Below are 25,982 nucleotides of genomic sequence, written 5' to 3'. Positions count from 1 at the left end.
ACTCCGCGTCTAGCATGATCGATGATCGATCAAACCGCGTCCGCTGGAGGTTCTCATGAAGCGTCCCGTCACCGTGGTCACCGGGGGCAGCCGGGGCATCGGCGCGGCGACCTGTCTGCGGCTCGCCTCCGACGGGCACGATGTCATCGTGGGCTACGTCCGCGACGAGGCGGCCGCCGGATCGGTCGCCGCCGGGGTGCGGGAGGCGGGCGGCCGTGCCCTCGCCGTACGGGCGGACACGTCGGTCGAGGCCGACGTCGATCACCTCTTCGAGGCGGCGGAGCGGGAGTTCGGCCCGGTGACGGGCCTCGTGAACAACGCGGCGGTGACCGGCCCGCTGGGACGCCTCGCCGACACCGCCACCGCGGACCTGTGCCGGGTCCTCGACGTCAATCTGCTCGGCGCCCTGCTGTGCGCACGCCGCGCCGCGCAGCTGATGACCGCGCGGGGGAGCGGCGTGATCGTCAACGTGTCGTCGGGTGCCGCGACCCTCGGCAGCCCGGGGGAGTACGTCCACTACGCGGCCACCAAGGCGGGCGTCGACACCCTGACCGTGGGTCTGGCCAAGGAGCTCGGCCCGGCCGGTATCCGCGTCAACGCCGTCGCGCCGGGCGTCACCGACACCGACATGCACGCCGCCATGGGCGACCCCGGCCGGGCCCGGCGGATGGCGGCGGCCGTCCCGCTGGGGCGCGCGGGCCGGGCCGAGGAGGTCGCCGCGGCCATCGCCTGGCTGATGTCGCCGGACGCTTCCTACACGACGGGGACGGTGCTGCGGGTGGCGGGCGGACGCTGAGGCGCCCACGCGGCGCGGCGTCGTCCACGGGCCGCTCAGGCGGCCTCGATGATCTCGCAGCGGATCGCGGCGGCCCACTCGACCACCAGCAACTCGTACTCCACACGATCCTGAGCCGACAGGGACCCGCCCGCGCGCCGCCACAGGGCCCGGATCCGGTCGTTCAGCTCCGCGGCGGAACGCACGGAACCAGGGGTCATGTATTCGGGGGACATGCGGACAAGCCTAGGGGCAAGCACTGACACTGCGCTACCGGACGGCTACGCAGGCATATGCCTGTCAGCCGGAGGACTCCGCGGCGTGCGGGCTGAGCACGCCGGCGGCGACCAGGGCGATGATGAGGACGCCCAGCGCGATGCGATACCAGACGAACGGCATGAAGCTCTTGGTCGAGATGAACTTCATGAACCAGGCGATGACCACGTAGCCGCTGCCGAAGGCGATCACCGTCGCGAACAGCGTCGGGCCCCAGGAGACGTGGTCGCTCTCCATCGCGTCCTTGAGCTCGAACAGGCCGGAGGCGAGCACGGCGGGGATCGCGAGCAGGAACGAGTACCGGGCCGCGGCCTCGCGCCGGTACCCCATGAAGAGGCCGCCGCTGATGGTCGCGCCGGAGCGGGAGACACCGGGGACCAGCGCCATGGCCTGGCACAGCCCGTAGATCAGGCCGTCCCGGACGCCCAGGTCGTCCAGTTCCTTGCGCCGCCTCGGCGCGCGGTGCCGGCCGCCCTTCTCGTCGCGCGCGGCCAGCCGGTCCGCGATGCCTATGATCACGCCGACGACGATCAGCATGGTCGCGGTGATGCGCAGGTCGCGGAAGGGGCCCTCGATCTGGTCCTTCAGCGTCAGGCCGAGCACGCCGATCGGGACCGAGCCGATGATCACCAGCCAGCCCATGCGGGCGTCGGGGTCGCGGCGCATCTCCTTGCTGGTGAGCGAGCGGGTCCACGCCGCGAGGATCCGCCCGATGTCCTTGCGGAAGTAGATGAGGACGGCTGCCTCCGTGCCGATCTGGGTGATCGCGGTGAAGGCCGCGCCCGGGTCGTGCCAGCCGGAGAAGGCCGCGGTCAGCCGCAGGTGTGCGCTGGAGGACACGGGGAGGAACTCGGTCAGCCCCTGGACGAGTCCGAGGATGAGGGATTCAAACCAAGACATGAAGTTACGGAGTCCAAGTGCCGATCGAGGAACGGTCATGGACACACCGAGCCACCGTCCGCGGTGAGCAGGATCAGGCGTGTCGAGGGGCAGCGTAGCGCCCCGAAATGAAGGCCCGGCGACAGGGGTGACGGGGCCCGGGACCAGGCAGGCCCCGTTGCGCCCCGGCACCCCGGCGGCGGGAGGCCGTCAGCGCCCGCGCAACTGGTGGCGCTTGCGCCAGGCCACCACCGCGCCCGCCAGCCCCGGCAGGGCGATGCAGGCCAGGGCGATCAGGAAGGCCGGTGACGTCGGTGTCGAGGCGCGGGCGCCGGCGACGACGTAGGCGGCGGTGTTCGGGATCGAGCCGAGCGCCGTCGCCAGCAGGAACGGCAGCAGGCCCATGCGGGAGACGGCCGCGCAGTAGTTGGCGGCGGCGAACGGCACCCCCGGGAACAGCCGCGCCGCCAGCATCGAACGGAAGCCGTGCCGGCTGAGCTGCCCGTCCGCCGCCTTCAGCCACTTGCCGCGCAGCAGCGGACGCAGCGCCTCCTGGCCCAGCACCCGGCCCAGGCAGAAGGCCACCCCGGCACCCAGCACCGTTCCCGCCAGGGCGGCGGCGAGGCCCAGCTGCGAACCGAACAGGGCGCCCGCCGCCAGATTCAGCAGCGGTCGCGGTACGAAGGCGACGGTGCACAGTCCGTACGCCACGGCGTAGGCCAGCGCCGCCGCGGCGCCGCCGAGCTGTGGCGGCCAGCCGTTCGTCAGCAACTGCTGCGGCTGGAACAGCACCACCGCCGTCCCGGCCGACGCGAGAAGGGCGACGAGCAGGGAGAAGCGGGACCACGGGGAGAGCAGGGCTCTCGTCACGCGGGCGGTGAAACGGGTCGGTGCGACGGGCCCGGCGGCCGCGGCGACGGCGAGCTTCGTCGCGGCGGCCCGGGGAGAGGCCGTGATGGTGCCCCCAGAGCGGGTGGTGGCATCGAGCATCCGGTGACACTAACCGACATATGTGTGTGATCACCGTAGGGTGCGTCTCATGAGCGTCACAGACACGGGAATTCCGGACGTGCCGCACAGCCCGCCGGCCGACACCGTGATGGAGCGGCTCACCGCCGTGTACCCCGCCGCCGCCGACCCCGCACGGGCCGAGGCGATGCGCGCGTACATGAGGGACGTCGCCCCTTTCCTGGGCCTGACCTCGCCTGTTCGCCGTGCCCTGTCCCGTACGGTCCTCGACGGGCTGCCCCGCCCCGGCGAGCCGGACTGCGCCGCCATCGCGTTGCGCTGCTGGCGGCTGCCCGAGCGCGAGTACCACTACTTCGCCGTCGACCTCCTGCGCCGTCATGTGACGCATTGCTCCTCGGATCTGCTGCCCGTGGTCCGGCATCTGCTCACCACCGTTCCCTGGTGGGACACCGTCGACCTGCTCGCCGCGCACGTCGTCGGAGGGCTGGTCGCGGCCGACCGCCGTCTCACGGCCCGCATGGACGCCTGGATCGCCGACGAGGACCTCTGGCTGGTCCGCACCGCCCTGCTACACCAACTGCGCTACAAGGAACGCACCGACACCGACCGCCTCTTCGGCTACTGCCTGCGCCGGTCGGACCACCCCGACTTCTTCGTCCGCAAGGCCGTCGGCTGGTGCCTGCGCGAGTACGCGAAGACCGACCCCGACGCCGTACGTGCCTTCGTGACCGCGAACGGGCAGGCCCTCGCCCCACTGTCGGTGCGGGAGGCGTTGCGGAACATCGGTCCGTAGTGCCGGGACGGGACGCACGTCACTCGAACTCCCGTGCCACTGAAAAGCATTCGACGTGGGACAAAGCGTCGGCGATGATCGGCGTCATGTTCCGGTACGCCTTCCCTCTCGCAGCATCCGCGGTCGCGGTTGCCCTGAAGGCTGCCGTCCCCTTCTTCTTCCCCGCCGCCGACGGCGCCCGAAGCTGACCCTCCCCGGATCGTCCGGCGGACCCCGCAGGGGGAGGGTCGGCCGGGCCGCCGGGGTCCCCACCACCGCCACGAGGCTTCGAGGTACCGCCATGCCCAAGACGGCGTACGTCCGCACCAAACCGCATCTGAACATCGGCACGATGGGCCACGTCGAACACGGCAAGACCACCCTGACCGCCGCCATCACCAAGGTCCTCGCGCGGCGCGGCGCCGGCACGTTCGTGCCGTTGGACCGCATCGACCGCACCCCGGAGGAGGCGGCCCGCGGCATCACCATCGACATCGCGCACGTCGAGTACGAGACGGACACCCGGCACTACGCGCACGTCGACATGCCGGGGCACGCCGACTACGTCAAGAACATGGTCACCGGCGCCGCCCAGCTCGACGGGGCGATCCTCGTCGTCTCCGCGCCGGACGGGATCATGCCGCAGACCGCCGAACACGTCCTCCTCGCCCGCCAGGTGGGCGTCGACCACATCGTGGTCGCGCTCAACAAGGCCGACGCGGGCGACGACGAGCTGACCGACCTCGTCGAGCTCGAGGTCCGCGAACTGCTCACCGCGCACGGGTACGGCGGCGACGCCGTGCCCGTCGTACGGGTCTCGGGGCTGCGGGCCCTGGAGGGCGACCCGCGCTGGACGGCGTCCGTCGAGGCGCTGCTCGACGCGGTGGACACCTACGTGCCCGTGCCCGAGCGGTACCTGGACGCTCCGTTCCTGCTGTCCGTGGAGAACGTGCTCACCATCACGGGCCGCGGCACGGTCGTCACCGGCGCGGTCGAGCGCGGGACCGTCCGCGTCGGCGACCGGGTCCAGGTGCTCGGGGCGTCGGCCGACACGGTCGTCACCGGCCTGGAGACCTTCGGCAGGCCGATGGCGGAGGCACAGGCCGGGGACAGCGTGGCGCTGCTGCTGCGCGGAGTCGCGCGGGACACGGTGCGCCGCGGCCACGTGGTCGCCGCGCCCGGCAGCGTCGTGCCCGCCCGGCGCTTCTCGGCGCGGGTGTACGTGCTGTCGGCGCGCGAGGGCGGGCGCTCGACACCGCTCACCACCGGGTACCGGCCGCAGTTCCACATCCGGACCGCGGACGTCGTGGGTGACGTGGACCTGGGGGAGACCGCCGTCGCACGCCCCGGTGACACGGTCACGATGACCGTCGAACTCGGACGCGAGGTGCCGCTGGAGCCGGGGCTCGGTTTCGCCGTCCGCGAGGGCGGGCGGACCGTGGGCGCGGGGACCGTGACAGCCGTGGGATGAGCGTGCCCGGCCGCGCGAGGGGCGCGGGACCGCGACGGCGAAGCGGTCCCGCGCCCCTCGCGGGCGCCGTTGCCCGGCACAATGGGCAGGTGAACGAAGCCATACCCGTCACCCGGATCACCGACCACGGCACCGTCAAGCTCATGCCCGACGTCGACCGGCGGCGGGCCTGGCTGCTCACCGTCGACGGGGCGCCGCAGTCGTACGTCGACCTGGACGAGCCCGCGCACCTGGAGTTCGAGTACGCGCGTCGGCTCGGGCACGCCCTGGACACCGTGGCGGAGCCGGGCCGTCCGCTGGACGTGCTGCACCTGGGCGGGGGCGCGTTCACCCTGCCCCGGTACGTGGCCGCGACCCGGCCCGGCTCGAGGCAGGACGTCGTGGAGGCCGACCTCGGTCTGCTGGACCTGGTCGCCGAGCACCTGCCGCTGCCGGAGGACGCCGGCATCACCGCGCACGGCGCGGACGCCCGTGCCTGGCTCGAGGCGGCGCCCGCGGACTCGTTCGACGTCCTGGTCGCCGACGTCTTCGGCGGCTCACGGGTGCCCGCGCACCTGACGTCCCTCACCTGGGCCCGCGAGGCGGAGCGGGTCCTGCGCGGCGACGGCGTCTACCTGGCGAACCTCGCCGACGCCGTGCCCTTCGCGTTCCTGCGCTCGCAACTCGCGGCCTTCGCCACGCTCTTCGGGGAGCTGGCGCTCGTCGCCGAACCGGGAGTGCTGCGCGGGCGCCGCTTCGGCAACGCCGTCCTCCTCGCCGCCCACCGGCCCCTCGACACGGCGGCGCTGGCCCGGCGCACCGCCGCCGACGCCTTCCCGGCCCGCGTCGAACACGGTCCCGCCCTGCGGGACTTCATCGGCGACGCGCGGCCGGTGCGGGACGAGGACGCCCTGCCGTCGCCCGAGCCTCCCGCCGGAGCGTTCGGCATCGGCTGACCGGCGGGCGGGAGGCGTCGGGCGCCCTAGAAGACTCATGAAGATCTTGGTGAGGGGCTGTCCGGCCGTAGGCCGGGCGGCCCCTTGGTCTATGCGGTTGCTGGGTTGATCGTCCAGGTGCTGCCTGTTCGGGTGAGTCCGAGGTTGATCAGTCGGCGGAGGTTGAGGGCTGCTGCTCGGGTGTGTAGCCAGGTGTTGTTGGCGATGGTGCCGCGATAGCGCAGGCGGCGGTTACCGTGCTGGACGAGCCAGGCGACGGCGCGTTCGACCGGGGGTCTCCAGCGCCTGTAGTGGGCTTGCCAGTCGGGGTCGGTGGCGGCCTGGTCGCGGGCGGCTGCCTGGAGGTCGTGGTGCGGGCGGATGGTCAGGATGCGTCCGGCCTTGGCCTTGGTGCACCGCTCGCGCAGGGGACATCCGGAGCACAGGTCCTTGAAAGCGGCCTTGCGCTGCTGGTGCTGTCCTCCGGACTCGGAGAGGGGAACGGTGTGTCCGGCCGGGCAGGTCACGGTGGCGGCGGTGGTGTCGATAGCGAAGTCGTCGGGGGTGAAGCCGCCGGGGACGGCCGGCCGCAGCGGGGCCGGTTTGAGGAACAGCCGGTGACCTTGCTGCTGAAGGGTGTGGCGGACGTCGCTGGTGGAGTAGGCGGTGTCGCCGAAGAGATCGAGGGCAGTGTCCTCGTCGGCGAGCAGGTCCAGGCCCACCTTGGCCTCGTGGTGCTCGGGCCCGGCCCCGGGTGTGAGGGCGACGGCGGTGTATAACCCCGTCTCCGGCTCGATCGCGAGGTGGGCTTTGTATCCGTCCTGCCGGCGGGTGCGGCTCTTGTGGACGTGCCGGGACTGAGGATCGACGGTGGAGACGGTCCGGTCGTAGGCGGTGCCGCGGGTGATGCGCCAGCGGCCGTCGCGGCCGTCGGAGTCCTCGGCCGGCTCCACGTCCTGCCCGGCGACCAGGGCCAGCAGGCCGACCGCGTTCGCGGCCCTCTCGCCCAGTTCCTGCTCGGGAAGGTGGCCCAGCAGCCTGAGCGCGTCGCCGACGAGGGCGTCGACGAGAGCGGCGCGGGCCTGTTCGTCATTCCAGGCGATGCGGGGTTTGCCGGGATCGGTGTAGTCATGGGCGGTGCACTGCACGGCCGCGACCCGGTCGGCGCCGGGGACTTCGCGGATCACCGCGCGGACGGCGGCGATCAGCTGGGTGACGGTGTCCTGGGTGGCGACCGCGTCGTCCAGCACGGTGGAGTCCAGAGCCCGCCGGTGCTTGCCCTTGAGGACCCCGGTGGCCTTGACCACCTCCCGCACCGCCTCGAAGACGCGGTCGGGCCGGGCGGAGCGGGAAAGGCGGCGCCGGAAGTAGGCCAGCAGCGAGGGGTCGAACGCCATGTCATGCAGACCGAGCCCGCAAGCGGCCTTCCACCGCAGGTCACACCGCAGCTCCTGGACCGTCTCGAAGTCCGACAGCCCGTGCAGGGCCTGCAGTGTGATCGCCGAGGCGAGGATCTGCGGCGGCATACTCGGCCGCCCGTTCGCCGAGGGGTACATGTCCGCGAACATCTCCGCCGGGAACAGCGCACCACGGTGCTCGGCCAGGAACGCGAACACACTCCCGGCCGGGATCAACTCCCGGCAGGTCTCCCACACATCCGGCCCGACCGTCTCCCCGGCCCATTCCCCCATCACCACGAAACGAGTCTGGCCCCGCCGCTCACGCGGCGGGGCCAGAACCCCAAGATCTTCATGAGCCTTCTAGGGGGTGTCGTTTGGATCAGGCCGATTCCAGGCAACCGACGACAACGCCGCAGATGCGCGTGCCGGACCCCGCGACCCCGGCAAGATCCAAACGACACCCCTAGCTCTCCGTCGGCGGGGCGTCGGTCAGGCGGACGGTGCTGAGGATCTTCTGGATCGTCGCCTCCGGGATCTCGTCCTTGACGCCCTTGGCGCCGTAGAGGTTCCAGGTGACGAAGTTGCCCGCGCCGTTCTTGAACCCGAAGCTGATCGCCTTGCCCTCGCTGTCGCACTTGCCCTTCTGCGGAGTGCCCTCCGAGTGGGCGGTGGCGACGCTGCCCTTGATGCCGGAGGCCGTGGTGTAGTCCTTCGGTTTGTCGTACTTGACGCTCTTGCGGTCCGGCTCGGTGTAGCCGCCGTAGATCCACCACGGCACCCGGGTCTCGGCCGCCATGGCGGTGTCCTTGGCACCGTCCTCACCGCGGGTGCCGGCGGTGGCGAGAGCGGTGCTCTCCTTGCGTCCGTCCTTGTTGGAGTCCTCGGTGCACCACTCGGACTTGAGGTAGGCGGGAGCCGTGACGGTGGTGCGGTCCGTCTTCCCGTCCTCCTCCCACTCGAAGCCGACGCTCGTGTCGGTGCTGTCGATCTCCCAGTCGGCGGGCACGTCGAACATGGTGCCGAAGCGCGGGTTGGCGACGACCTTCCAGCCCTCGACGGTCGGCTTCAGCTCGCCGCCGCCGCGCTGATCCTCGTCGCCGGAGGCGCTCGGATCGGCCGTCGGGGTTCCGGACTTGGACGCGGACGCGCTCGCGGACGGCTTCTTGTCCTTGCCGTCGTCCGCCGTGTCGTCCTTGTCGCCGCCCAGCACCAGGAACCCGGTCACGCCGGCGGCCACCACCACGGCGAGCGCCGCGACGATCGCGACGACCTTCGTCCGGTTGCCGCCGCCACCGCCGCCGCCCCCGCTGACGACGGTCGCGGGCTGGGGAGCGCCGGGGGGCTGGCCGGCGCCCCACTGCGGCTGCTGCCCGTACGGGCCGGGCTGCTGGTAGCCGGGCTGCTGGTACGGATTCGGCTGCTGGTACCCCGGCTGCTGGTACGGGTTGTTCTGCGGATTCTGCTCGCCCCCGGGCGGCTGCTGTCCTGGCCACATGTGCAGTCACCCTAGTGCGGTGCAGGACACGATTCGGTCACTGCCCCTTGTCAGGGACGTACCGAAGCGGGTGCGGCACGGACGCCGGGCCGCGGTCCCTCAGGAGTCCGAGGGCGTGAACTCCCGTACGGTGCCCGCGATCCGGCGGACCACGGCGTCCGGCACCTCGTCCCCGACCCCCGCGGGGCCGACGAACGACCAGGACACGAGGTCGCCGTCGGCGGACTTGAAGGCGAACGTCGTGGCCTTGCCGTCCACGTCGCACTTTCCCTTCTTCACCACCCCGGCCGACCGGGAGGTGGCCAGGCTGCCCGTGATGCCGGAGGCGGTGGTGAAGGGGACCACCGGCTCCGTCGTGATCTTCTTCCGGTCGGGCTGGGCGAACGCCCCGTAGACCCACTCCGCCGAGTCGGACCGGGCGATCTCCTCGGTGTTCCGTGCGCCGTTGTTCCCCCGGGTCCCGGCGGAGGCCAGGGGGGTGTGGTCGGCCGAGCCGTCCCGGTCGTCGTCCGAGGTGCACCACCGCTCCTGGAGAACGGCCGGGGCCTTCATGCCGATCAGCGGCTTGTCGTCGGGGTCCCGGTCGTCCGTGACGAAGCTGACCCAGTCGGGCGACTTCCGCTGCCAGGAGGCCGGTACGTCGAAGGCGACACCGAGGTCCGGGTTGACCACGGCGTTCCAGCCGGAGACGGTCGGCGGGGGGCCGCCCTCCGCGTTCCGCGCGTCGCCGGAGGGCGGTGAAGCGGAGACGGAGGCGGACGAGTCGGCCGGATCCGGCCGCGCCCCGTCGTCCTCGCCGCCGCCCAGGAGGACGGCCCCGGTCACGGCGGCGGCCACCACGACGGCCGCGGCGGCGACGACCGCCACCGTCTTCGTGCGGCGTCCGCCCGGCCCGCCGCCGGGCGGCGGGCCCGCCGTGACCGTGGGGGCGTTCCACGGCGCGGGCGGCTGATGACCGGCATGGGGGGCGTGCTGCCGGTGGCCCGGCTGCTGGTACGGGTTCGGCTGCCCGGAGTGCGGGCTCCCGGTGGGCGACTGCTCTCCTGGCCACATGGGCGGCAAGCATACGGCGATCACCGGAAGCGTCTGGCCCACGGATGCTACTCGTGGGTAACCTGTTGCCATGAGCGCAGATCAGATGTCGATCGGCGAGTTGCTCGCCGCCACGGTGCCGATGGTCCGGACCCTGAACCTCGAGTACCTGGAGACCACCCCCGAGAAAGCGGTCCTGGCCCTGCCGGACCGGAGTGAGTACCGCAACCACGTCGGCGGGCCGCACGCTGGAGCCATGTTCACGCTGGCCGAGTCCGCCAGCGGGGCGATCGTCCTGGCCGCCTTCGGCGACCAGCTCTCCCGCGCCGTGCCGCTGCCGGTCACCGCCGAGATCGCGTTCAAGAAGATCGCCCTGGGCCCGGTGACCGCCACCGCGACCCTCGGCCGCCCGATCGCCGAGGTCGTCGCGGAGCTGGACGAGGGCAAGCGCCCCGAGTTCCCGGTGACCGTCGCGATCCGGCGTGCGGACGGGGCGGTGACCGGAGAGGTGACCGTGGTGTGGACCCTGCGGCCCAACGGCTAGCCGCGGGCCGGCGGTGAAGGCCCGGACCGGGCACCGCCGCGCGGACCGGTAGGCTTCCCGGGTGCGCCTCGGGCGAGGCGCACCCGGGAAGCGGCGGGCGCACACACACCCGCGCACGGCAGACGCGAATCGGGAGGATGTGGCGTTGCACGTCCAGGAGTGGCTCGACACGGTGCCCGCGGCGGCGGTCTACGCGGTCGTCGGACTGGTCATCGGTCTGGAGAGCCTCGGCATTCCGTTGCCCGGCGAGATCATCCTCGTCTCGGCGGCCCTGCTCTCCTCCCAGCACGGCGGCGTCGACCCGGTGATCCTCGGTGCCTGCGCCAGCGCGGGCGCGGTGATCGGCGACTCCATCGGCTACGCCATCGGCCGCAGGGGCGGCCGGCCCCTGCTGGCCTGGCTGGGCAAGAAGTTCCCGAAGCACTTCGGCGAGGGGCACATCGCCACCGCCGAGCGGTCCTTCCAGAAGTGGGGCATGTGGGCCGTGTTCTTCGGCCGCTTCGTCGCCCTGCTGCGCATCTTCGCCGGCCCGCTCGCCGGCGTGCTGCGGATGCCCTACTGGAAGTTCCTGATCGCCAACGTCCTGGGCGGCATCGTCTGGGCGGGCGGCACCACCGCCGTCATCTACTACGTCGGTGTCGTCGCCGAGTCCTGGCTCAAGCGCTTCTCGTGGCTGGGCCTGGTGATCGCTGTCCTGATCGGCGTGACCTCGATGCTGGTGCTCAAGCGCAAGGCGAAGAAGGCCCAGGCCGTCCCCGCCGCCGAGTAGCGGCGCGCCCCGGAGGGGTACGGGGCGCTGCGCCCGCGCGGACGGCCTCCTACCGGGGTTCGGCCTACCGGGGTCCGGCCAGCGCCTCACGGTGCCGCGAGGCCAGTGCGGCGTACATCGTCCCGTTCAGCGTGACGCCCTGCCGCTCCTCCTCCGTCAGCTCGCGCTTCACCTTCGCCGGCACCCCGGCGACCAGGGAACCCGGCGGCACCCGCATGCCCTGCGGGACGAGCGCCTGCGCGGCCACCAGCGAACCGGCGCCGATCACCGCGCCGTTGAGGACGGTGGCGCCCATGCCGATCAGGCAGTCGTCCTCGACCGTCGCCCCGTGGACGACCGCGTTGTGCCCGATGGAGACGCGCTCGCCGACCGTGACGGGGAAGCCGGGATCGGCGTGGAGCGTGCAGTTGTCCTGGACGTTGCTGTCGGCTCCGACGGTGATCCGCTCGACGTCGCCGCGCAGCACCGCGCCGTACCAGACGCTCGCCCCCGCGTGCAGCGTCACCTCGCCGACGACCGAGGACGTCGGCGCCACGAAGGCCTCCGCGTCCACCTTCGGGTCCTTGCCGCCGATGCCTGTGATCAGCGCCTTCTGCGTCATCTTCGCCTCCTGGTCGGGTGCTGCAGTGCACCGTACGCCACCCGGTGGGGTGAAGATCACAGGCCTCCGGCGGCTTCCCCGCGCCGCGTGCTGAGTACCGTGAGCGGGTGCCGAAGCGCAAGAACACGTTCTCGTCCTGGTCCAGCCGGCTCGCGCAGCGCGCCGTCCACGCGGGCTGGGCCTGGGTGCAGCGCACCGGCTCCGTCACCGCCGCGCACCCCGGGCGCTTCCGCTTCGGTGCCCTGGGCCCGGGCACCCGGCTCGCCTTCCCGCTCGGCACGGTCTTCGGCGAGCCCTGGATCCACGTCGGCGCCCACTGCATCATCGGTGAGCAGGTCACGCTGACCGCCGGCCTGATGCCCGACCTCGACCTGGGCCCCGAGCCGATCCTGCGCATCGGCGACGGAGTGGTCCTCGGCCGCGGCAGCCACGTCATCGCGGACACCACCGTCACCATCGGCAGCGACTGCTACTTCGGCCCGTACGTCTACGTCACCTCCACCAACCACTCCTACGACGACCCGCACCAGCCCATCGGCAAGCAGTGGCCCCGGATGGAGACGGTGGAGATCGGTTCCGGCTGCTGGGTCGGCACCGGCGCGGTGATCCTGCCCGGTGCGCGGATCGGACGGAACGTGGTGGTCGCCGCCGGCGCCGTGGTCCGGGGCACTGTTCCCGACCACGCCGTGGTGGCGGGCGCGCCCGCCCGGGTCGTACGGCGCTGGACGCCCGCGGAGGGCTGGCAGCCGCCGATGCGGACCCCGGCCCCCGTGCCGGTGCCCGAGGGCGTCACGCCGGAGCAGCTGCGGGCCCTGGCCCGGCTGGACGAGGAGGCCGTGGCCCGGCTGGCCGAGCTGGACGAGGCGCCCGCGGGCAAGCTGGCGGAGCCAGCCGCCGAGGGCTGAACGCGGGCGCGGCCCCGCGTCGCCTGGAAGTACAGTGAAGTGAACGATCGGGTGCAATGCGCCGCAGTTCACTGCACTGAACCGCATAAATCAAGATGATGGACGGAATGTGTCGGACCTCGACCTGCTGACCCAGTCCCTGGCGCGGAACGTCAAACGCTGGCGCACCGAACGCGGTTTCACGCTGGACGCGCTGGCCGCGCGGGCCGGCGTCAGCCGCGGCATGCTCATCCAGATCGAACAGGCGCGGACCAACCCCAGCCTCGGCACGGTCGTCAAGATCGGCGACGCGCTCGGCGTCAGCATCACCACCCTGCTCGACTACGAACAGGGCCCGGCGGTCCGCGTCGTCCCCGCCGAGCAGGCCGTGCGGCTCTGGCACACCGACGCCGGCAGCTACAACCGGCTCCTCGCCGGCACCGAGGCCCCCGGCCCCCTCGAGATGTGGGACTGGCGGCTGATGCCGGGCGAGAGCAGCCCCTCCGACCCGCACCCCGCCGGCACGGTCGAGCTGGTGCACGTCACGTCCGGGGAACTCACGCTCACCGTCGACGGCGTGGCCCACCGCGTGCCCCGGGGCGCGAGCGCCTCCTTCGAGGCCGCCGCGCCCCACACGTACGCCAACGAGGGCGGAGAGCCGATGGAGATGATCATGGCGGTCTCGGTGCCGCCCGTCCGCTGAGACGGCCGGCCGCGGGACGGGACAACCTTGTTAGCGTGCGGCCATGCACGCACCCATCGGACACTTCGACAGCGCCGCTCCCGCTCCGGACCGCCTCGACGAGCTGACCGCCCCGGTCGCCGACGCCGTGCGCCACTGGCGCGGCAGCGTCCCCGCCGAGCAGATCGTCTACGTCGACACCGATCCGGAATGGGCCGACACCGCCGCCTTCGTCGAGCACTACGGCCGCGAGCTGCTGGAGCGGTCCGCGAACTGCGTGGTGGTCTCCGGCAAGCGGGGCGGCGAGAGCACGCTCGCCGCGTGCGTGGTGCTCTCCACGACCCGGGTCGACGTCAACGGGGCCGTGCGCCGTCATCTCGGAGCCCGCAAGGCGTCGTTCGCCCCGATGGACACGGCCACGGGCGAGAGCGGCATGGAGTACGGCGGGATCACTCCGCTCGGCCTGCCCGCCGACTGGCCGGTCCTGGTGGACCCGGCCGTCGTCGACCTGCCCTACGTCCTCGTCGGCAGCGGACGCCGGCGCGGGAAACTGCTCGTCCCCGGCAAGGCGCTCGCGGAGCTGCCCGGAGCCGTGGTGCTGGAGGGGCTGGGCATCGCCTGACGCCCGCCGGCCGGGAGCCCTCGACTAGCCGAGCCGCGGGATCTCGATCGCCGGGCAGCGGTCCATCACCATCTCGGTGCCCGCCGCCCGGGTCCGCTCGTACGCGGCCTCGTCCACCACTCCGAGCTGGAACCAGACCGCCGCGGCCCCCTTGGCGACCGCCTCGTCGGCCACCGCCCCGGCGAGGTCGCTGTTGACGAACACGTCGACCACGTCCACGTCGAAGGGAATGTCCTCGAGGGAGGCGTACCCCCGCTCGCCGTGCACCGTCTCCGCCTTGGGATGCACCGGCACCACCCGCTTGCCGAATCGCCGGAGGACCTCGGCGACGCCGTACGCGGCGCGCTGCCGGTTCGACGACAGGCCCACCACGGCCCAGGTGTCACCCAGCTCGGTGAGGATCTTGCGGACGGTTGCGTCGTCGCCGTACACCGGCGGCCTCCTCGGCTTGTCGAACGGACGGTCGTCACCGACAACCGGGGACGGCGGGCGGAGATTCCCCGAGGCACCCCCCTTCGGCGCGCGCCCACGGTGCGCCGGGGGCACGGCCCGCCTACGCTCGGCCCGTGCTGCGCATCATCGACGCCCGGACCGGCGAACCGGTCCCCGCCGCCCCCGTCCGGCGGGGCTTCACCCGTGTCGAGGCGCACGCGACGGGCCGGGACACCACCGGCCTGCGCGTGCTGCTCGTCACCGACGTCCTCGTCCGTGCCCTGGAGATCGGCGGCACGCCCGTGTGGGCCGTGCTGGACGGCGGGGAGGAAGGGGACGGACTGCGGCGGGACGCCGCCGCCCTCGGTGTCCGGCCCTTCGAGAACGGCCCGTACGGGCCGGACGCCTCCCAGGCCCTCCACGTCGTGCACGAGGGGGCGGCGTACCCCGGCGGCGCGACGGTCGCCGTCGCCCCCGCCGGCCCGGCGCGGCCGGACGCCCTGGCCGGCGCCGACCCCTACGCGCTGCGCCTGGCGCTGCTGGAACGGCACCGGAGCGCGTCCGTGCGGCTCGACGAGGCCGTGCTGGACGAGGCCGGCGCCACCCTCGCGCGCCTGCGCCGTGCGGTCGCCGGCTGGGCCCGGCAGCCCTCCCGACCCGTCCCCGGCGAGGTGCGCGACCGGCTCCGCGCGGCCTGGGAGGACGACCTGGACACCCCCGCGCTGCTCCGGGTGCTGCGTGAGGCGGAGACCGACCCGGCCGTCCCCGACGGAGCCCGCTTCGAGACCTTCGCCTACGCGGACCGTCTGCTCGGCCTCGACCTGACCCGTGACGTGGGATCCCCGGACTGAGCTCGCGCCGGGTGGCTCCGGAACGCTCCCGGCCACGGATTAGGCTGGCCGGATGCAGGACGAGTACCGCACGGTGCCCCGCGCGGGCGTGCACGAGACCGAGATCAACCGCTCGCGCTTCCTGTGCGCCCTCGCCCCGGCGGCCACCGAGGAGGAGGCCCAGGCGTTCATCGCGTCCGTGCGCAGGGAGCACGCCGACGCCAACCACAACTGCTGGGCCTACGTCATCGGCGCCGATGCCGCCGTGCAGAAGGCCAGTGACGACGGGGAGCCCGGCGGCACCGCGGGCGTTCCGATGCTCCAGATGCTGCTGCGCCGCGACATGCGGTACGTCGTCGCCGTCGTCACCCGCTACTTCGGCGGCGTCAAGCTCGGTGCGGGCGGACTCATCCGCGCCTACGGCGGAGCGGTGGGCGAGGCCCTGGACGACCTCGGCACGCTCACCCGCCGCCGGTTCCGCCTGGCCACGGTGACCGTCGACCACCAGCGGGCCGGCAAGCTCCAGAACGAGCTGCGCGCGACCGGGCGGGAGGTGCGCGACGTGCGGTACGCCGAAGCGGTCACCATCGAGATCGGCCTGCCGGACGCCGAGGTGGACGCCTTCCGGGGCTGGCTGGCGGACGCGACGGCGGGAACGGCCGGCTTCGAGCTGGGCGGAGAGGCGTACGGGGACGCGTGAGCCGGACATCACCCGGCCCGCACACCGGAGGAAACGGCTTGTTCCGGGGCAATTCGGGCGCCGCTGCGCGGGATGCGAGGCCATTCGCGGGAGGAGTGGTGCGCCGACGTACTAGCGTGGTCCGGGCCGACCACGCTCAGGTGGTCGTGGGTACCGGCTGTGAGGGTGCGGTGGGAGTGGGCGTGCGGGGCGGAGCGGACCGGTGAGACTGCTGCACACCTCCGACTGGCATCTGGGCCGGGCGTTCCACCGGGTGAACATGGTCGACGCCCAGTCCGCGTTCATCGGCCACCTCGTCGAGACCGTCCGCGAGCACCACATCGACGCCGTGGTCGTCTCGGGGGACGTGTACGACCGGGCGGTGCCGCCGCTCGCCGCGGTCGAACTGTTCGACGACGCCCTCCACCGCCTCGCCCGCCTCGGGGTGCCGACGGTGATGATCTCCGGCAACCACGACTCGGCCCGCCGCCTCGGCGTCGGTGCCGGACTCATCGACCGCGCCGGCATCCACCTGCGGACCGACCCGGCGGGATGCGGCACCCCGGTGGTGCTGCCCGACGCGCACGGGGATGTGGCCTTCTACGGGCTTCCCTACCTCGAACCCGCCCTGGTGAGGACCGAGTTCGCGGTGGAGAAGGCCGGACACGAGAGCGTGCTCGCCGCCGCCATGGACCGGGTCCGCGCCGACCTCGCCACGCGCGCGCGGGGCACCCGCTCCGTCGTCCTCGCGCACGCCTTCGTCACCGGCGGTGAGCCGAGCGACAGCGAGCGGGACATCACCGTCGGCGGAGTCGCCGCCGTGCCCAGCGGTGTCTTCGACGGCGTGGACTACGTGGCGCTGGGACACCTGCACGGCTGCCAGACCATCACCGGGCGCGTCCGCTACTCGGGCTCCCCGCTGCCGTACTCCTTCTCCGAGGCCGCCCACCGCAAGAGCATGTGGCTCGTCGACCTGGACGCCGACGGCTCGGTCACCGCCGAACGCGTCGACTGCCCGGTGCCGCGCCCGCTGGCCCGCCTGCGGGGCACCCTGGAGGAACTGCTCGCCGACCCCCGGCTGGCCCCGCACGAGGACGCCTGGGTCGAGGCGACCCTCACCGACCCGGTGCGGCCGGCCGACCCCATGGCCCGGCTCACCGAGCGCTTCCCGCACACCCTCAGCCTCGTCTTCGACCCCGACCGCGCCCCGGACGACCCGGCGGTGTCCTACGCCCGGCGCCTCGCGGGCCGCGGCGACCAGCAGATCGCGGAGGACTTCGTGGCCCACGTGCGCGGCGTCGGCCCCGACGGCCGCGAACAGGCCGTACTGCGGGACGCCTTCGACGCCGTGCGCACGGACGAGACCGTCCGGGAGGTGGCCCGGTGAGGCTGCACCGGCTCGACATCACGGCCTTCGGGCCCTTCGGCGGAGCGCAGAGCGTCGACTTCGACGACCTGTCGGCCGCCGGGCTGTTCCTGCTGCACGGACCGACGGGCGCCGGAAAGACGTCCGTCCTCGACGCCGTCTGCTACGCGCTGTACGGCTCCGTCCCCGGCGCCCGGCAGAGCGGCCAGGGCATGACCCTGCGCAGCGACCACGCCGCCGCCGGCACCCGCACCGAGGTGTGCCTCGAACTCACCGTCGCCGGACGGCGGCTGGAGATCACCCGGCAGCCGCCCTGGGAACGCCCCAAGAAGAGGGGCGTCGGCACCACCGTCGACAAGGCCCAGACCTGGCTGCGCGAGTACGACGCCACCGCCGGGGCCTGGAAGGACCTCAGCCGCTCCCACCAGGAGATCGGCGAGGAGGTCACCCAGCTGCTCGGCATGAGCCGCGAGCAGTTCTGCCAGGTCGTACTGCTGCCCCAGGGCGACTTCGCCCGCTTCCTGCGCGCCGACGCCGAGGCCCGCGGCAAGCTGCTCGGCCGGCTCTTCGACACCCGCCGCTTCGCCGAGGTCGAGAAGCGCCTCGCCGAGCGGCGCCGCACGACCGAGGCCCAGGTGCGGGAAGGGGACGCCTCGCTGCTCGCGGACGCCCACCGGATGCAGCAGGCCGCCGGCGACGCCATGGTCCTGCCGGAGCTGGCACCGGGCGATCCGGGCCTCGCCGAGGCCGTGCTGAGCGCCGCCGCCGTCGCCCGCAGCACCGCCCAGGAGCTGCTCACCGTGGCCGACTGCCGGCTCACCGCCGCCGAGTCCGCCCAGGCCGCCGCCGAGCGCGGCCTCGCCGCCGCGCGCGAACGGCACCGGCTGCAACAGCGGTACACCGAGGCACGGGAGCGGGCCGCGCGGCTGGAGGAACGCGCCGGCGCCCACCGGGCCGGCCGGGAGCGCATGGAGCGGGCCCGGAAGGCCGGGACCGTCGCCCCCGCCCTGGAGCTGCGCGACGCGGCCGACGACGAGCACCGGCGGGCGGCCGACGCGGAGACGCGGGCGCGTGCCCTGCTCCCCGAGGCCCTCGTCGACGCCGGTGCCGCCGGACTGGCCGCCGCCGCCCGCCGGGCCGCCGAGGAGCTCGGCTCGCTGGAGTCGGCCCGGCGGGCGGAGGGACGCCTCGCCGGACTCGCCGCGGAACGCACGGGCCTCGACCGGCAGGAACGGGCCGACGAGGACGTCCTGCGCGAGGCGGAGACCTGGCTGGCCGACTGGGCGGAACGCCGGGGCACGCTCCAGGCCCGTGTCGACTCCGCCCAGGAGGCCGCGACCCACGCCGAACAGCTCGCCGTGCAGCGCGATCCGGCGCACCGGCGCCTCACCGCCGCCCGGGAACGGGACCGGCTCGCCGCCGCGGCGGAGGCCGCCCACCGACAGGCACTGGCCTCGGCCGAGGAGGCGGTCGAGGCCCGCGCCCACTGGCTCGACCTCAAGGAACAGCGGCTGAACGGCATCGCCGCCGAACTCGCCGCGCACCTCACCGACGGCGAACCCTGCGCCGTCTGCGGGGCCACCGAACACCCCGACCCCGCACGCCGGATCGCCGGGCACGTCGACCGGGAGGCCGAGGAGCGGGCCCTCGCCGGACACCAGCGGGCGGAGGAGAGGCGCGCCGCCGCCGAACGGCACTCCGGCTCCGTACGGGAGGCGCTCGCCGCCGCCACGGCCGAGGCCGGCGACACACCAGCGGAGCAACTGGCCGCTGAGGCCGGGGAACTGGAGTCCCGGTACGCGCGGGCACGGGCCCTCGCCTCCGGACTCCACGCCGCCCAGGAGGAGCTGCGCAGGGCGGAGCACGAGCGGGAGCGGCGCATCGCGGCCCAGCAGGAGGCCGCCGTCCGGGCCGCCTCCCGCGTCGCCCACCGGGAACGGCTGCAACGCGAACAGGCCGCCCTGGAGGGGGAGCTGGCCCAGGCGCGCGGCACGGCCGGCAGCGTCGCCGAACGGTCGGCCCAGCTGGAACGGCGGGCCGCCTTGCTCACCGAGGCCGCCGAGGCCGTGCGCGTCGCCGAGGACACCACCCAGCGGCTCAAGGACGCCGACGCACGCCTCGCGGACGCCGCCTTCCGGGCCGGGTTCGACACCCCTCAAGAGGCTGCCGACGCACTCCTCGACGACGCCGCCCACCGCGACCTCCAGCGACGGCTCGACGCCTGGCAGACCGAGGAGACCGCCGTCCGCGCGGTCCTGGCCGAGGCCGACACCGTCGACGCCGCCCGGCAGCCGCCCGCCGACCTCGCCGCCGCGGAACGCGACGCGGCCGACGCGGGCCGACGGCTGCGCGACGCCTCCTCCGCGCGCGACGCCGCCGCCCGGCGCTGCGCCGAGCTCGCCCGGCTGTCGCAGCACGCCACCACCTCGGTGCGCCGGCTCGCCCCCCTGCGCGACGAGTACGAGCGCGTCGCCCGCCTCGCGTCCCTCGCCGCGGGCACCTCCGCGGACAACGAACGCCGGATGCGCCTGGAGTCGTACGTGCTGGCGGCGCGTCTGGAACAGGTCGCCGCCGCCGCGACCGCACGGCTGCAGCGGATGTCCTCGGGCCGCTACACCCTCGTCCACTCCGACGACCGCACCGGGCGCGGACGCAGCGGCCTCGGACTGCACGTCGTCGACGCCTGGACCGGCCGGGAGCGGGACACGGCGACCCTGTCCGGCGGCGAGACCTTCTTCGCCTCCCTCGCCCTGGCGCTGGGGCTCGCCGACGTCGTCACCGACGAGGCCGGCGGGGTCCGTCTGGACACCCTCTTCATCGACGAGGGGTTCGGCAGCCTCGACGACCAGACCCTCGACGAGGTCCTCGACGTCCTCGACTCACTGCGCGAGCGGGACCGCAGCGTCGGCATCGTCAGCCACGTCGCCGACCTGCGCCGCCGGGTCCACGCCCAACTGGAGGTCGTCAAGGGCCGGTCGGGCTCCGCGGTGCGGCAGCGGGGCCTGGGTTGAACCGCCCCGTGGGCGGCCGACAGCGGCTGCCGGCGGACGTGTAGGTTCTGCCGCATGGTGCGATACGCGGAGCCGGGCGCGGTGGAGTGGGTGGAGTCGGGCGGCGGTCCGCTCATAGCGGTGCCGGAGACGGTCCTGCCGTTCTGGACCGGCGCCGACGGCGAGGAGACGGCCTCCGACTACGACCGGGCCTGCGAGGTCGACGGCCAGGTCGGCCTCCTGCCGGTCGGCGACTCGGCGGCCCTGGTCCTCGGCGACGAACCCGCCTCCACCGCCTACCTGCCGGGCCACCGGGCCTTCGTCCGCTGGTGTGCGGCCGACTCCGAGGACGAGGTGCTGGCCGGGCTGCCCGCCGCACTCGACACGGCCGACTGGGAGCCCGAGGTGACCTGGCGGGTGCCCGGCCCGGTGTTCCTCTTCGACGCGGCCTGGCCCGGCGCCGCCTGCGACCGGGCCGACCACGTGCGAGTGGCCCTGGAACCGGGCCGGTACGCGGTACGCGCGGCCGCCGTCCGGCCCGGCCCGGAGACATGGCTGAACGTCGTGCAACTGCGGCCGCTCACCGACCGGTAGACCCGGCGCCGGACCCTTCTCAGAGCCGGGACAGCTCGTCCACCAGGTCGTCCAGACCCAGCGAGCCCTGGGAGAGCGCCGCCATGTGCCACGCCTTCGCGTCGAAGGCGTCGCCGTGCCGCTCACGGGCCTTCTCCCGGCCCAGCAGCCACGCCCGCTCACCGAGCTTGTAGCCGATCGCCTGGCCCGGGATCGTCAGGTACCGGGTGAGCTCGCTCTCCACGAAGTCCGCCGGGCGGCTGCTGTGCGCTCCGAAGAACTCCTGCGCCAGCTCCGGCGTCCACCGCTCGCCCGGGCGGAAGGGCGAGTCCGCCGGGATCTCCAGCTCCAGGTGCATGCCGATGTCCACGATGACCCGGGCGGCCCGCATCATCTGCGCGTCCAGATAGCCGAGCCGCTGCTCCGCGTCCGTCAGGAAGCCCAGCTCGTCCATCAACCGCTCCGCGTACAGCGCCCAGCCCTCGGCGTTGGCGCTGACCATGCCGACCGAGGCCTGGTAGCGGGAGAGGTTCTCGGCGACGTGCGCCCACTGGGCGAGCTGGAGGTGGTGACCCGGGACGCCCTCGTGGTACCAGGTGGAGACCAGGTCGTAGACCGGGAAACGGGTCATGCCCATGGTCGGCAGCCAGGTCCGCCCGGGGCGCGAGAAGTCCTCCGACGGGGGCGTGTAGTACGGGGCCGCCGCGCTGCCGGGCGGGGCGATGCGCGACTCCACCCTCCGCACCCGCTCGGCGAGTTCGAAGTGGGTGCCGTCCAGCGCCTCGATCGCCCGGTCCATCAGGCCCTGGAGCCAGTCGCGGACCTCGTCCACGCCCTCGATGTGCCGGCCGTGCTCGTCCAGGTGGGCCAGCGCCACCCAGGGCGTCCCGGCGCCCGGCAGGATCTTCTCCGCCTCCCGCTTCATCTCGGCGAGCAGCCGGTGGTACTCGGCCCAGCCGTACGCGTACGCCTCGTCCAGGTCGAGGTCGGTGCCGTTGTAGTAGCGCGACCAGCGGGCGTAGCGCTCGCGGCCCACCGTGTTCGGGGCGCCCTCGATCGCCGGCGCGTACACGTCGCGCATCCAGTCCCGCAGCTCCGTCACGGCGGCGGTCGCGGCCCGCGCGGCCTCGTCCAGCTCCGTGCGCAGCGCCTCGGGGCCGGCGGCGGCGAAGTCCTCGAACCAGCCGCGTCCCCCGCCCGTGTCCGCCCACTCGCCGAGCTGCTCGACGAAGGTCGCGGTCGGGCGCGGAGCGGCGTACAGCTTGCGCTCGAGACCCTGCGTGAGGGACTCGCGGTAACCCGCCAGCGCGGCCGGCACCGCGCGCAGCCGCTCGGCGATCCGCGACCAGTCCTCGTCGGTCTCCGTGGGCGTCACGGTGAAGACCTCGCGCACCGAGTGCGCGGCCGTGCCCATGTTGCCCACCGAGCGCAGGCCCTCGTCGGCCTCATGCACCGCGAGTTCGGCGGTGAGACGCTCCCGCAGCAGCCGGGCGCAGCGCCGCTCCACGTCGCTGTCGCCGCCGGGCCGGCGCTCCGCCTCGTCCAGCCGGGCGAGCGTCGTCCGCGCCAGCTCCGCCAGGGCCTCCTGCCCCGCCGGGGAGAAGTCGGGCAGGCGGCTGGAACTCTCGGCGACACCGAGGTACGTACCGGTGACCGGGTCGAGGGCGATGAGCTCGTCGACGTAGGCGTCGGCGACCTCGCGGGGCAGCGGGCTCTTGGTCTCTGACATGCGGACATCCTCGTACGGATACCGGTGCCGCGTCAGCCCGCTGCGCCCGGCCGGTGCCGTCGGCGGCCGGATTTCGCTCAGGGCGTGGTCCCCGGGGAGGCGGGCGGCAGCAGAGGTCCGCAGTCCCACTGCTGGAAGATCAGCCGCGTCTCGACGCGGGCCACCTCCTTGCGGGAGGTGAACCCGTCCAGGACCAGCCGCTGCAGGTCCGCCATGTCCGCGACCGCGACATGCACGAGGTAGTCGTCGGGGCCGGTCAGGTGGAAGACGGTGCGCGACTCGGGCAGTGCCCGGATCCGCTCCACGAACGGCCCGACCAGTTCCCGCCGGTGCGGCCGCACCTGCACCGACAGCAGTGCCTGGAGACCCCGACCCAGCTTCGCCGGGTCCAGCTCCAGCCGGTGACCGAGGATCACCCCGGCCCGCCGCAGCCGGGTCACCCGGTCCAGACAGGTCGACGGTGCGACCCCGGCCTGGGCGGCGAGGTCGCGGTAGGTGGTCCGGGCGTCGTTCTGCAGCAGCCGCAGCAGATGGAGATCCACCGGATCTAGTACGACGGAATCAGCCATGTGCCGAACGTAGCACGGCATCCGACGCCGATCTTCCGTGTGGTGTTCAGTCTTCGCCCATGGACTCTGCGCGCATGCACACGTCACCTTCCGACGACGTACGCCCCACCGCATCCCGGAGCAGGGCACTGGCCACCGAGGCCGTGCACGCCGGCCGCGACGACCTCGCCCGCCAGGGACTGCACGCCCCGCCCATCGACCTGTCCACGACCTACCCGTCGTACGACAGCCGCGGCGAGGCCGCCCGCATCGACGCCTTCGCCGCCACCGGCGCCGAACCGGACGGCCCCCCGGTCTACGGCCGCCTCGGCAACCCGACCGTGGCCCGCTTCGAGACCGCGCTGGCCCGGCTGGAGGGGACCGGGGCCGCGGTCGCCTTCGCCAGCGGCATGGCCGCGCTGAGCGCCGTCCTGCTGGTGCGGGCCTCCATGGGACTGCGGCACGTCGTCGCCGTACGGCCCCTGTACGGGTGCAGCGACCACCTCCTGACCGCCGGACTGCTCGGCTCGGAGGTCACCTGGACCGACCCGGCGGGCATCGCGGACGCCCTGCGCCCGGACACCGGCCTGGTGATCGTGGAGACCCCGGCCAACCCCACGCTCGCCGAGGTCGACCTGCGGGCCGTCGCGCACGCCTGCGGGTCCGTCCCGCTGCTCGTGGACAACACCTTCGCCACCCCCGTGCTCCAGCGGCCCGCCGAGCACGGCGCCCGGCTGGTGCTGCACAGCGCCACCAAGTACCTCGGCGGCCACGGGGACGTGCTGGCCGGAGTGGTGGCCTGCGACGAGGAGTTCGCGGGACGGCTGCGCCAGGTCCGCTTCGCCACCGGCGGCGTCCTGCACCCGCTGGCCGGCTATCTGCTGCTGCGCGGCCTGTCCACCCTGCCGGTGCGGGTGCGGGCGGCCTCCGCCAACGCCGCCGAACTCGCCCGGCGCCTCGCCGCCGACCCGCGCGTGGCCCGCGTCCACTACCCGAGCATCGGCGGCGCGATGGTCTCCTTCGAGGTGCACGGCGACCCGCACGACGTCATCGCCCGCGTCCGCCTGGTCACCCCGGCCGTGAGCCTCGGCAGCGTCGACACGCTCATCCAGCACCCGGCGTCCATCAGCCACCGCATCGTGGACGCCGACGACCGCCGCGGCGCCGGGGTGAGCGACCGGCTGCTGCGGCTGTCGGCCGGCCTGGAGGACGTCGAGGACCTGTGGGCCGACCTGGACGCGGCGCTGGGGGAGCGGATGGAGGCGGTCCCGCTGCGGGAGGCGCTGTCGCGGACCGAGTGACGGCGCCCCGCGCGGCCCGTACGGCTACTCCGTGCCGATCCGCTCCCCGTGCGGCCACCGCACCGCCGCACGGGCCGCCGTGTCCAGGCGGGCGGTGACGACCAGGGTCCCCTCCTCGATCTGGTAGTCGAGGGGGAGGCCCAGGCCGCGCATCGCGGCGACCATGCCGGTGTTCGACGCCTGCGTGACGGCGTACACGCTCGCGCAGCCCGTCTCCGCCGCCATCGCCACGAGCCGCCCGAGCAGTTCGCCGCCGATGCCCCGGCGCTGCCAGGCGTCCTCGACGATCAGGGCGACCTCCGTCTCGTCCCCGTCCCACAGCAGATGACCGAGCGCGACGATCCGGCCCGAGGCGCTCTGCACGGCGAGGGTCCGGCCGTAGCGCGGGCTGAGCAGGTGGTTCAGATAGCGGTCGGTGTCCCCCACCGGGCCGTGGTACCGCATCCGCAGGGTCCCGTCCGAGCACCGCTCGTGCATCTCCCTCGCCGCCCGCAGGTCACGGACGTCGGCGCGGCGGACCGTGATGTCGTGGCCCTCCGGCAGCGTCAGCACGTCCCGGCCGCGCGGAAGGCGCGGGCCGAGCCGGGCGTCCAGCTCGACCAGCGCCCGCGCCCGGGCGAACTCGGCTGGTGTGAACGGCAGGTACGGCCGCTCCACGCTGATCACGCCGCCCTCCGGGGCGCGCAGCCGCAGCACGGTGTCCTCCAGGGCGCCCTCCGCCGGCACCCCGGCGTCCGTGCGCGCTCCGGCGGGCAGCGACCGGATCGTGCACCGGCCCAGCAGCTGACGCAGCGCCAGGGGCAGTTCCGCCGCGTCCAGGGCCGTGCGGGCGGCCAGTCCGAGGACCCGGGTCGGCGCGTCGACCAGGTCGTGGGCGTCGGCCCGCTCGGTCCAGGTGTCGGCGCCGCCCGCCGCGGACACCACCGAGGCCAGCCCGGAACCGCTCAGCCCGCCGGGGGCGCGGAGCAGGAACTCGTCCACCGTGCCGTCGGCCAGCGGATGCGTCTGGAGACTCAGGATGTCCACCTTCCGTTCGGCGAGGGCAGCGCACAGGACGGCCAGCGATCCCGGCGCGTCCCGCACCGTCGTCCGCATCCGCCACAGCGCGCTGTCCCCGGAGCCGGCCTCCGCCGCCCCTTCCTGCCCGGACGCGGCCGCGACCCGGCCGGAGGGCCCGGCGGACGGCGGCCGGGCGCCGGTATCCTCCGTCGGCGGGGCGTGCCCGTGACGCCGTACCCACCAGGTGTGGAAGCCCGCCGTGGCGAGCAGCGCGGCCATCGAGGCCACGAGCATGAGGCCCGGTGTCCCGAGCTCGTGCCCCGCCTGCGCCAGGGCTCCGGGCAGTTCCGACATGTCTCGACTCATGCGACCACTGTGGAGGAAGTGTGTTGCGTGATCACGAACGCCCTGTGACCGATGGGTAAAGAGTGCTTCCGGGACATTCGGGGC

General features: G+C 73.8%; 26 protein-coding genes. 15 read left to right on the top strand and 11 right to left on the bottom strand.

What is annotated here, in order from left to right; translation table 11 throughout:
• Positions 1-55 precede the first annotated feature (55 nt).
• Positions 56-796 carry an SDR family oxidoreductase gene (locus AC0VYN_RS22755; protein ID WP_475532462.1) on the top strand — a complete coding sequence of 247 codons (741 nt, stop codon included), beginning with the start codon at positions 56-58 and terminating at the stop codon, positions 794-796.
• Positions 797-831: 35 nt separating this feature from the next.
• Here AC0VYN_RS22755 and AC0VYN_RS22750 read toward each other — a convergent pair whose 3' ends face one another.
• From AC0VYN_RS22750 to AC0VYN_RS22740, 3 genes are all read right to left on the bottom strand, one after another.
• Positions 832-1,011 carry a hypothetical protein gene (locus AC0VYN_RS22750; protein WP_475532461.1) on the bottom strand — a complete coding sequence of 60 codons (180 nt, stop codon included), beginning with the start codon at positions 1,009-1,011 and terminating at the stop codon, positions 832-834.
• A 64-nt stretch (positions 1,012-1,075) separates the two neighbouring features.
• Positions 1,076-1,951 carry an undecaprenyl-diphosphate phosphatase gene (locus tag AC0VYN_RS22745; protein ID WP_475532460.1) on the bottom strand — a complete coding sequence of 292 codons (876 nt, stop codon included), beginning with the start codon at positions 1,949-1,951 and terminating at the stop codon, positions 1,076-1,078.
• A 189-nt stretch (positions 1,952-2,140) separates the two neighbouring features.
• Positions 2,141-2,920 carry a TVP38/TMEM64 family protein gene (locus tag AC0VYN_RS22740; RefSeq protein ID WP_475532459.1) on the bottom strand — a complete coding sequence of 260 codons (780 nt, stop codon included), beginning with the start codon at positions 2,918-2,920 and terminating at the stop codon, positions 2,141-2,143.
• A 49-nt stretch (positions 2,921-2,969) separates the two neighbouring features.
• Between AC0VYN_RS22740 and AC0VYN_RS22735 the strand changes: the two genes are divergently transcribed.
• The 3 genes from AC0VYN_RS22735 (at position 2,970) to AC0VYN_RS22725 (ending at position 6,077) form a co-directional block, all read left to right on the top strand.
• On the top strand, positions 2,970-3,692 hold the full coding sequence (locus AC0VYN_RS22735; protein WP_475532458.1) for a DNA alkylation repair protein: 723 nt from the start codon (positions 2,970-2,972) through the stop codon (positions 3,690-3,692).
• Between the two features lie 280 nt (positions 3,693-3,972).
• Complete coding sequence (tuf, locus tag AC0VYN_RS22730; RefSeq protein ID WP_475532457.1) at positions 3,973-5,142, top strand: elongation factor Tu; 1,170 nt, start codon at positions 3,973-3,975, stop codon at positions 5,140-5,142.
• 89 nt (positions 5,143-5,231) lie between these two features.
• The gene (locus AC0VYN_RS22725; protein WP_475532456.1) at positions 5,232-6,077 is read left to right on the top strand and encodes a spermidine synthase; all 846 of its coding nucleotides are present in this window, start codon (positions 5,232-5,234) and stop codon (positions 6,075-6,077) included.
• An 89-nt stretch (positions 6,078-6,166) separates the two neighbouring features.
• Here AC0VYN_RS22725 and AC0VYN_RS22720 read toward each other — a convergent pair whose 3' ends face one another.
• From AC0VYN_RS22720 to AC0VYN_RS22710, 3 genes are all read right to left on the bottom strand, one after another.
• Positions 6,167-7,747, bottom strand: a complete 1,581-nt coding sequence (locus tag AC0VYN_RS22720; RefSeq protein WP_475536814.1) for an IS1182 family transposase — start codon at positions 7,745-7,747, stop codon at positions 6,167-6,169.
• A gap of 172 nt (positions 7,748-7,919) precedes the next feature.
• A complete protein-coding gene (locus AC0VYN_RS22715; RefSeq protein ID WP_475532455.1) occupies positions 7,920-8,951 on the bottom strand; it encodes a DUF8017 domain-containing protein in 1,032 nt (343 codons plus the stop codon).
• Between the two features lie 99 nt (positions 8,952-9,050).
• Positions 9,051-10,004: a DUF8017 domain-containing protein gene (locus AC0VYN_RS22710; RefSeq protein WP_475532454.1), complete on the bottom strand. Its 954-nt coding sequence runs from the start codon at positions 10,002-10,004 to the stop codon at positions 9,051-9,053.
• 85 nt (positions 10,005-10,089) lie between these two features.
• Here AC0VYN_RS22710 and AC0VYN_RS22705 point away from each other — a divergent pair, with 85 nt between their 5' ends.
• Together AC0VYN_RS22705 and AC0VYN_RS22700 are read left to right on the top strand one after the other, a co-directional pair.
• Entirely contained in the window at positions 10,090-10,527 is a 438-nt protein-coding gene (locus tag AC0VYN_RS22705; RefSeq protein WP_475536960.1) for a DUF4442 domain-containing protein, read from the top strand.
• A gap of 145 nt (positions 10,528-10,672) precedes the next feature.
• Complete coding sequence (locus AC0VYN_RS22700; RefSeq protein ID WP_475532453.1) at positions 10,673-11,296, top strand: DedA family protein; 624 nt, start codon at positions 10,673-10,675, stop codon at positions 11,294-11,296.
• Between the two features lie 64 nt (positions 11,297-11,360).
• Here AC0VYN_RS22700 and AC0VYN_RS22695 read toward each other — a convergent pair whose 3' ends face one another.
• Positions 11,361-11,897 carry a gamma carbonic anhydrase family protein gene (locus tag AC0VYN_RS22695; protein WP_475532452.1) on the bottom strand — a complete coding sequence of 179 codons (537 nt, stop codon included), beginning with the start codon at positions 11,895-11,897 and terminating at the stop codon, positions 11,361-11,363.
• Between the two features lie 107 nt (positions 11,898-12,004).
• Here AC0VYN_RS22695 and AC0VYN_RS22690 point away from each other — a divergent pair, with 107 nt between their 5' ends.
• From AC0VYN_RS22690 to AC0VYN_RS22680, 3 genes are all read left to right on the top strand, one after another.
• Positions 12,005-12,802, top strand: coding sequence for an acyltransferase (locus AC0VYN_RS22690; protein ID WP_475532451.1), 798 nt, complete (start codon positions 12,005-12,007; stop codon positions 12,800-12,802).
• A 109-nt stretch (positions 12,803-12,911) separates the two neighbouring features.
• Positions 12,912-13,484, top strand: coding sequence for a helix-turn-helix domain-containing protein (locus AC0VYN_RS22685; protein WP_451693278.1), 573 nt, complete (start codon positions 12,912-12,914; stop codon positions 13,482-13,484).
• 43 nt (positions 13,485-13,527) lie between these two features.
• Positions 13,528-14,085, top strand: a complete 558-nt coding sequence (locus tag AC0VYN_RS22680; RefSeq protein WP_475532450.1) for a YbaK/EbsC family protein — start codon at positions 13,528-13,530, stop codon at positions 14,083-14,085.
• Between the two features lie 24 nt (positions 14,086-14,109).
• On the opposite strand, the gene AC0VYN_RS22675 is transcribed toward AC0VYN_RS22680, so the two are convergent.
• Positions 14,110-14,517, bottom strand: a complete 408-nt coding sequence (locus tag AC0VYN_RS22675) for a CoA-binding protein (RefSeq protein WP_451693281.1) — start codon at positions 14,515-14,517, stop codon at positions 14,110-14,112.
• 134 nt (positions 14,518-14,651) lie between these two features.
• On the opposite strand from AC0VYN_RS22675, the gene AC0VYN_RS22670 reads away from it, so the two are divergent.
• The 5 genes from AC0VYN_RS22670 (at position 14,652) to AC0VYN_RS22650 (ending at position 20,976) form a co-directional block, all read left to right on the top strand.
• Complete coding sequence (locus tag AC0VYN_RS22670) at positions 14,652-15,368, top strand: hypothetical protein (RefSeq protein WP_475532449.1); 717 nt, start codon at positions 14,652-14,654, stop codon at positions 15,366-15,368.
• A gap of 52 nt (positions 15,369-15,420) precedes the next feature.
• On the top strand, positions 15,421-16,047 hold the full coding sequence (locus AC0VYN_RS22665) for a YigZ family protein (RefSeq protein ID WP_475532448.1): 627 nt from the start codon (positions 15,421-15,423) through the stop codon (positions 16,045-16,047).
• A gap of 202 nt (positions 16,048-16,249) precedes the next feature.
• Positions 16,250-17,413 carry an exonuclease SbcCD subunit D gene (locus tag AC0VYN_RS22660; protein WP_475532447.1) on the top strand — a complete coding sequence of 388 codons (1,164 nt, stop codon included), beginning with the start codon at positions 16,250-16,252 and terminating at the stop codon, positions 17,411-17,413.
• The gene (locus AC0VYN_RS22655; RefSeq protein WP_475532446.1) at positions 17,410-20,403 is read left to right on the top strand and encodes an AAA family ATPase; all 2,994 of its coding nucleotides are present in this window, start codon (positions 17,410-17,412) and stop codon (positions 20,401-20,403) included. Before AC0VYN_RS22660 ends, AC0VYN_RS22655 begins: the two co-directional genes overlap by 4 nt.
• 54 nt (positions 20,404-20,457) lie before the next feature.
• A complete protein-coding gene (locus tag AC0VYN_RS22650) occupies positions 20,458-20,976 on the top strand; it encodes an immunity 21 family protein (protein ID WP_386921517.1) in 519 nt (172 codons plus the stop codon).
• A 19-nt stretch (positions 20,977-20,995) separates the two neighbouring features.
• Here the strand turns inward: AC0VYN_RS22650 and AC0VYN_RS22645 are convergent, their stop codons facing one another.
• Together AC0VYN_RS22645 and AC0VYN_RS22640 are read right to left on the bottom strand one after the other, a co-directional pair.
• The gene (locus AC0VYN_RS22645) at positions 20,996-22,684 is read right to left on the bottom strand and encodes a DUF885 domain-containing protein (RefSeq protein ID WP_475532445.1); all 1,689 of its coding nucleotides are present in this window, start codon (positions 22,682-22,684) and stop codon (positions 20,996-20,998) included.
• Positions 22,685-22,761: 77 nt separating this feature from the next.
• The gene (locus AC0VYN_RS22640) at positions 22,762-23,253 is read right to left on the bottom strand and encodes an Lrp/AsnC family transcriptional regulator (RefSeq protein ID WP_475532444.1); all 492 of its coding nucleotides are present in this window, start codon (positions 23,251-23,253) and stop codon (positions 22,762-22,764) included.
• Positions 23,254-23,312: 59 nt separating this feature from the next.
• Here AC0VYN_RS22640 and AC0VYN_RS22635 point away from each other — a divergent pair, with 59 nt between their 5' ends.
• On the top strand, positions 23,313-24,533 hold the full coding sequence (locus tag AC0VYN_RS22635; protein ID WP_475532443.1) for a trans-sulfuration enzyme family protein: 1,221 nt from the start codon (positions 23,313-23,315) through the stop codon (positions 24,531-24,533).
• A gap of 24 nt (positions 24,534-24,557) precedes the next feature.
• Here the strand turns inward: AC0VYN_RS22635 and AC0VYN_RS22630 are convergent, their stop codons facing one another.
• Positions 24,558-25,826, bottom strand: coding sequence for a GNAT family N-acetyltransferase (locus tag AC0VYN_RS22630; RefSeq protein ID WP_475536959.1), 1,269 nt, complete (start codon positions 25,824-25,826; stop codon positions 24,558-24,560).
• Positions 25,827-25,982: the final 156 nt, after the last annotated feature.

Source organism: Streptomyces sp. 63XJN7_1_ISO-PGPR-S23-121 (assembly GCF_056173025.1).
The sequence above is the reverse complement of the archived record's forward strand: the minus strand, read 5'-3'. Positions and strand labels throughout refer to the sequence as shown.

Excerpts from the sequence above, each read along its gene's own strand:
- AC0VYN_RS22735 (WP_475532458.1), top strand. The coding sequence starts at position 2,970 with ATGAGCGTCACAGACACGGGAATTCCGGACGTGCCGCACAGCCCGCCG.
- AC0VYN_RS22695 (WP_475532452.1), bottom strand. The coding sequence starts at position 11,897 with ATGACGCAGAAGGCGCTGATCACAGGCATCGGCGGCAAGGACCCGAAG.
- AC0VYN_RS22640 (WP_475532444.1), bottom strand. The coding sequence starts at position 23,253 with ATGGCTGATTCCGTCGTACTAGATCCGGTGGATCTCCATCTGCTGCGG.
- AC0VYN_RS22635 (WP_475532443.1), top strand. The coding sequence starts at position 23,313 with ATGGACTCTGCGCGCATGCACACGTCACCTTCCGACGACGTACGCCCC.
- AC0VYN_RS22650 (WP_386921517.1), top strand. The coding sequence starts at position 20,458 with ATGGTGCGATACGCGGAGCCGGGCGCGGTGGAGTGGGTGGAGTCGGGC.
- tuf (WP_475532457.1), top strand. The coding sequence starts at position 3,973 with ATGCCCAAGACGGCGTACGTCCGCACCAAACCGCATCTGAACATCGGC.
- AC0VYN_RS22720 (WP_475536814.1), bottom strand. The coding sequence starts at position 7,747 with ATGGGGGAATGGGCCGGGGAGACGGTCGGGCCGGATGTGTGGGAGACC.
- AC0VYN_RS22710 (WP_475532454.1), bottom strand. The coding sequence starts at position 10,004 with ATGTGGCCAGGAGAGCAGTCGCCCACCGGGAGCCCGCACTCCGGGCAG.
- AC0VYN_RS22705 (WP_475536960.1), top strand. The coding sequence starts at position 10,090 with ATGTCGATCGGCGAGTTGCTCGCCGCCACGGTGCCGATGGTCCGGACC.
- AC0VYN_RS22745 (WP_475532460.1), bottom strand. The coding sequence starts at position 1,951 with ATGTCTTGGTTTGAATCCCTCATCCTCGGACTCGTCCAGGGGCTGACC.
- AC0VYN_RS22750 (WP_475532461.1), bottom strand. The coding sequence starts at position 1,011 with ATGTCCCCCGAATACATGACCCCTGGTTCCGTGCGTTCCGCCGCGGAG.
- AC0VYN_RS22755 (WP_475532462.1), top strand. The coding sequence starts at position 56 with ATGAAGCGTCCCGTCACCGTGGTCACCGGGGGCAGCCGGGGCATCGGC.
- AC0VYN_RS22680 (WP_475532450.1), top strand. The coding sequence starts at position 13,528 with ATGCACGCACCCATCGGACACTTCGACAGCGCCGCTCCCGCTCCGGAC.
- AC0VYN_RS22630 (WP_475536959.1), bottom strand. The coding sequence starts at position 25,826 with ATGCTCGTGGCCTCGATGGCCGCGCTGCTCGCCACGGCGGGCTTCCAC.
- AC0VYN_RS22665 (WP_475532448.1), top strand. The coding sequence starts at position 15,421 with ATGCAGGACGAGTACCGCACGGTGCCCCGCGCGGGCGTGCACGAGACC.
- AC0VYN_RS22740 (WP_475532459.1), bottom strand. The coding sequence starts at position 2,920 with ATGCTCGATGCCACCACCCGCTCTGGGGGCACCATCACGGCCTCTCCC.
- AC0VYN_RS22715 (WP_475532455.1), bottom strand. The coding sequence starts at position 8,951 with ATGTGGCCAGGACAGCAGCCGCCCGGGGGCGAGCAGAATCCGCAGAAC.
- AC0VYN_RS22645 (WP_475532445.1), bottom strand. The coding sequence starts at position 22,684 with ATGTCAGAGACCAAGAGCCCGCTGCCCCGCGAGGTCGCCGACGCCTAC.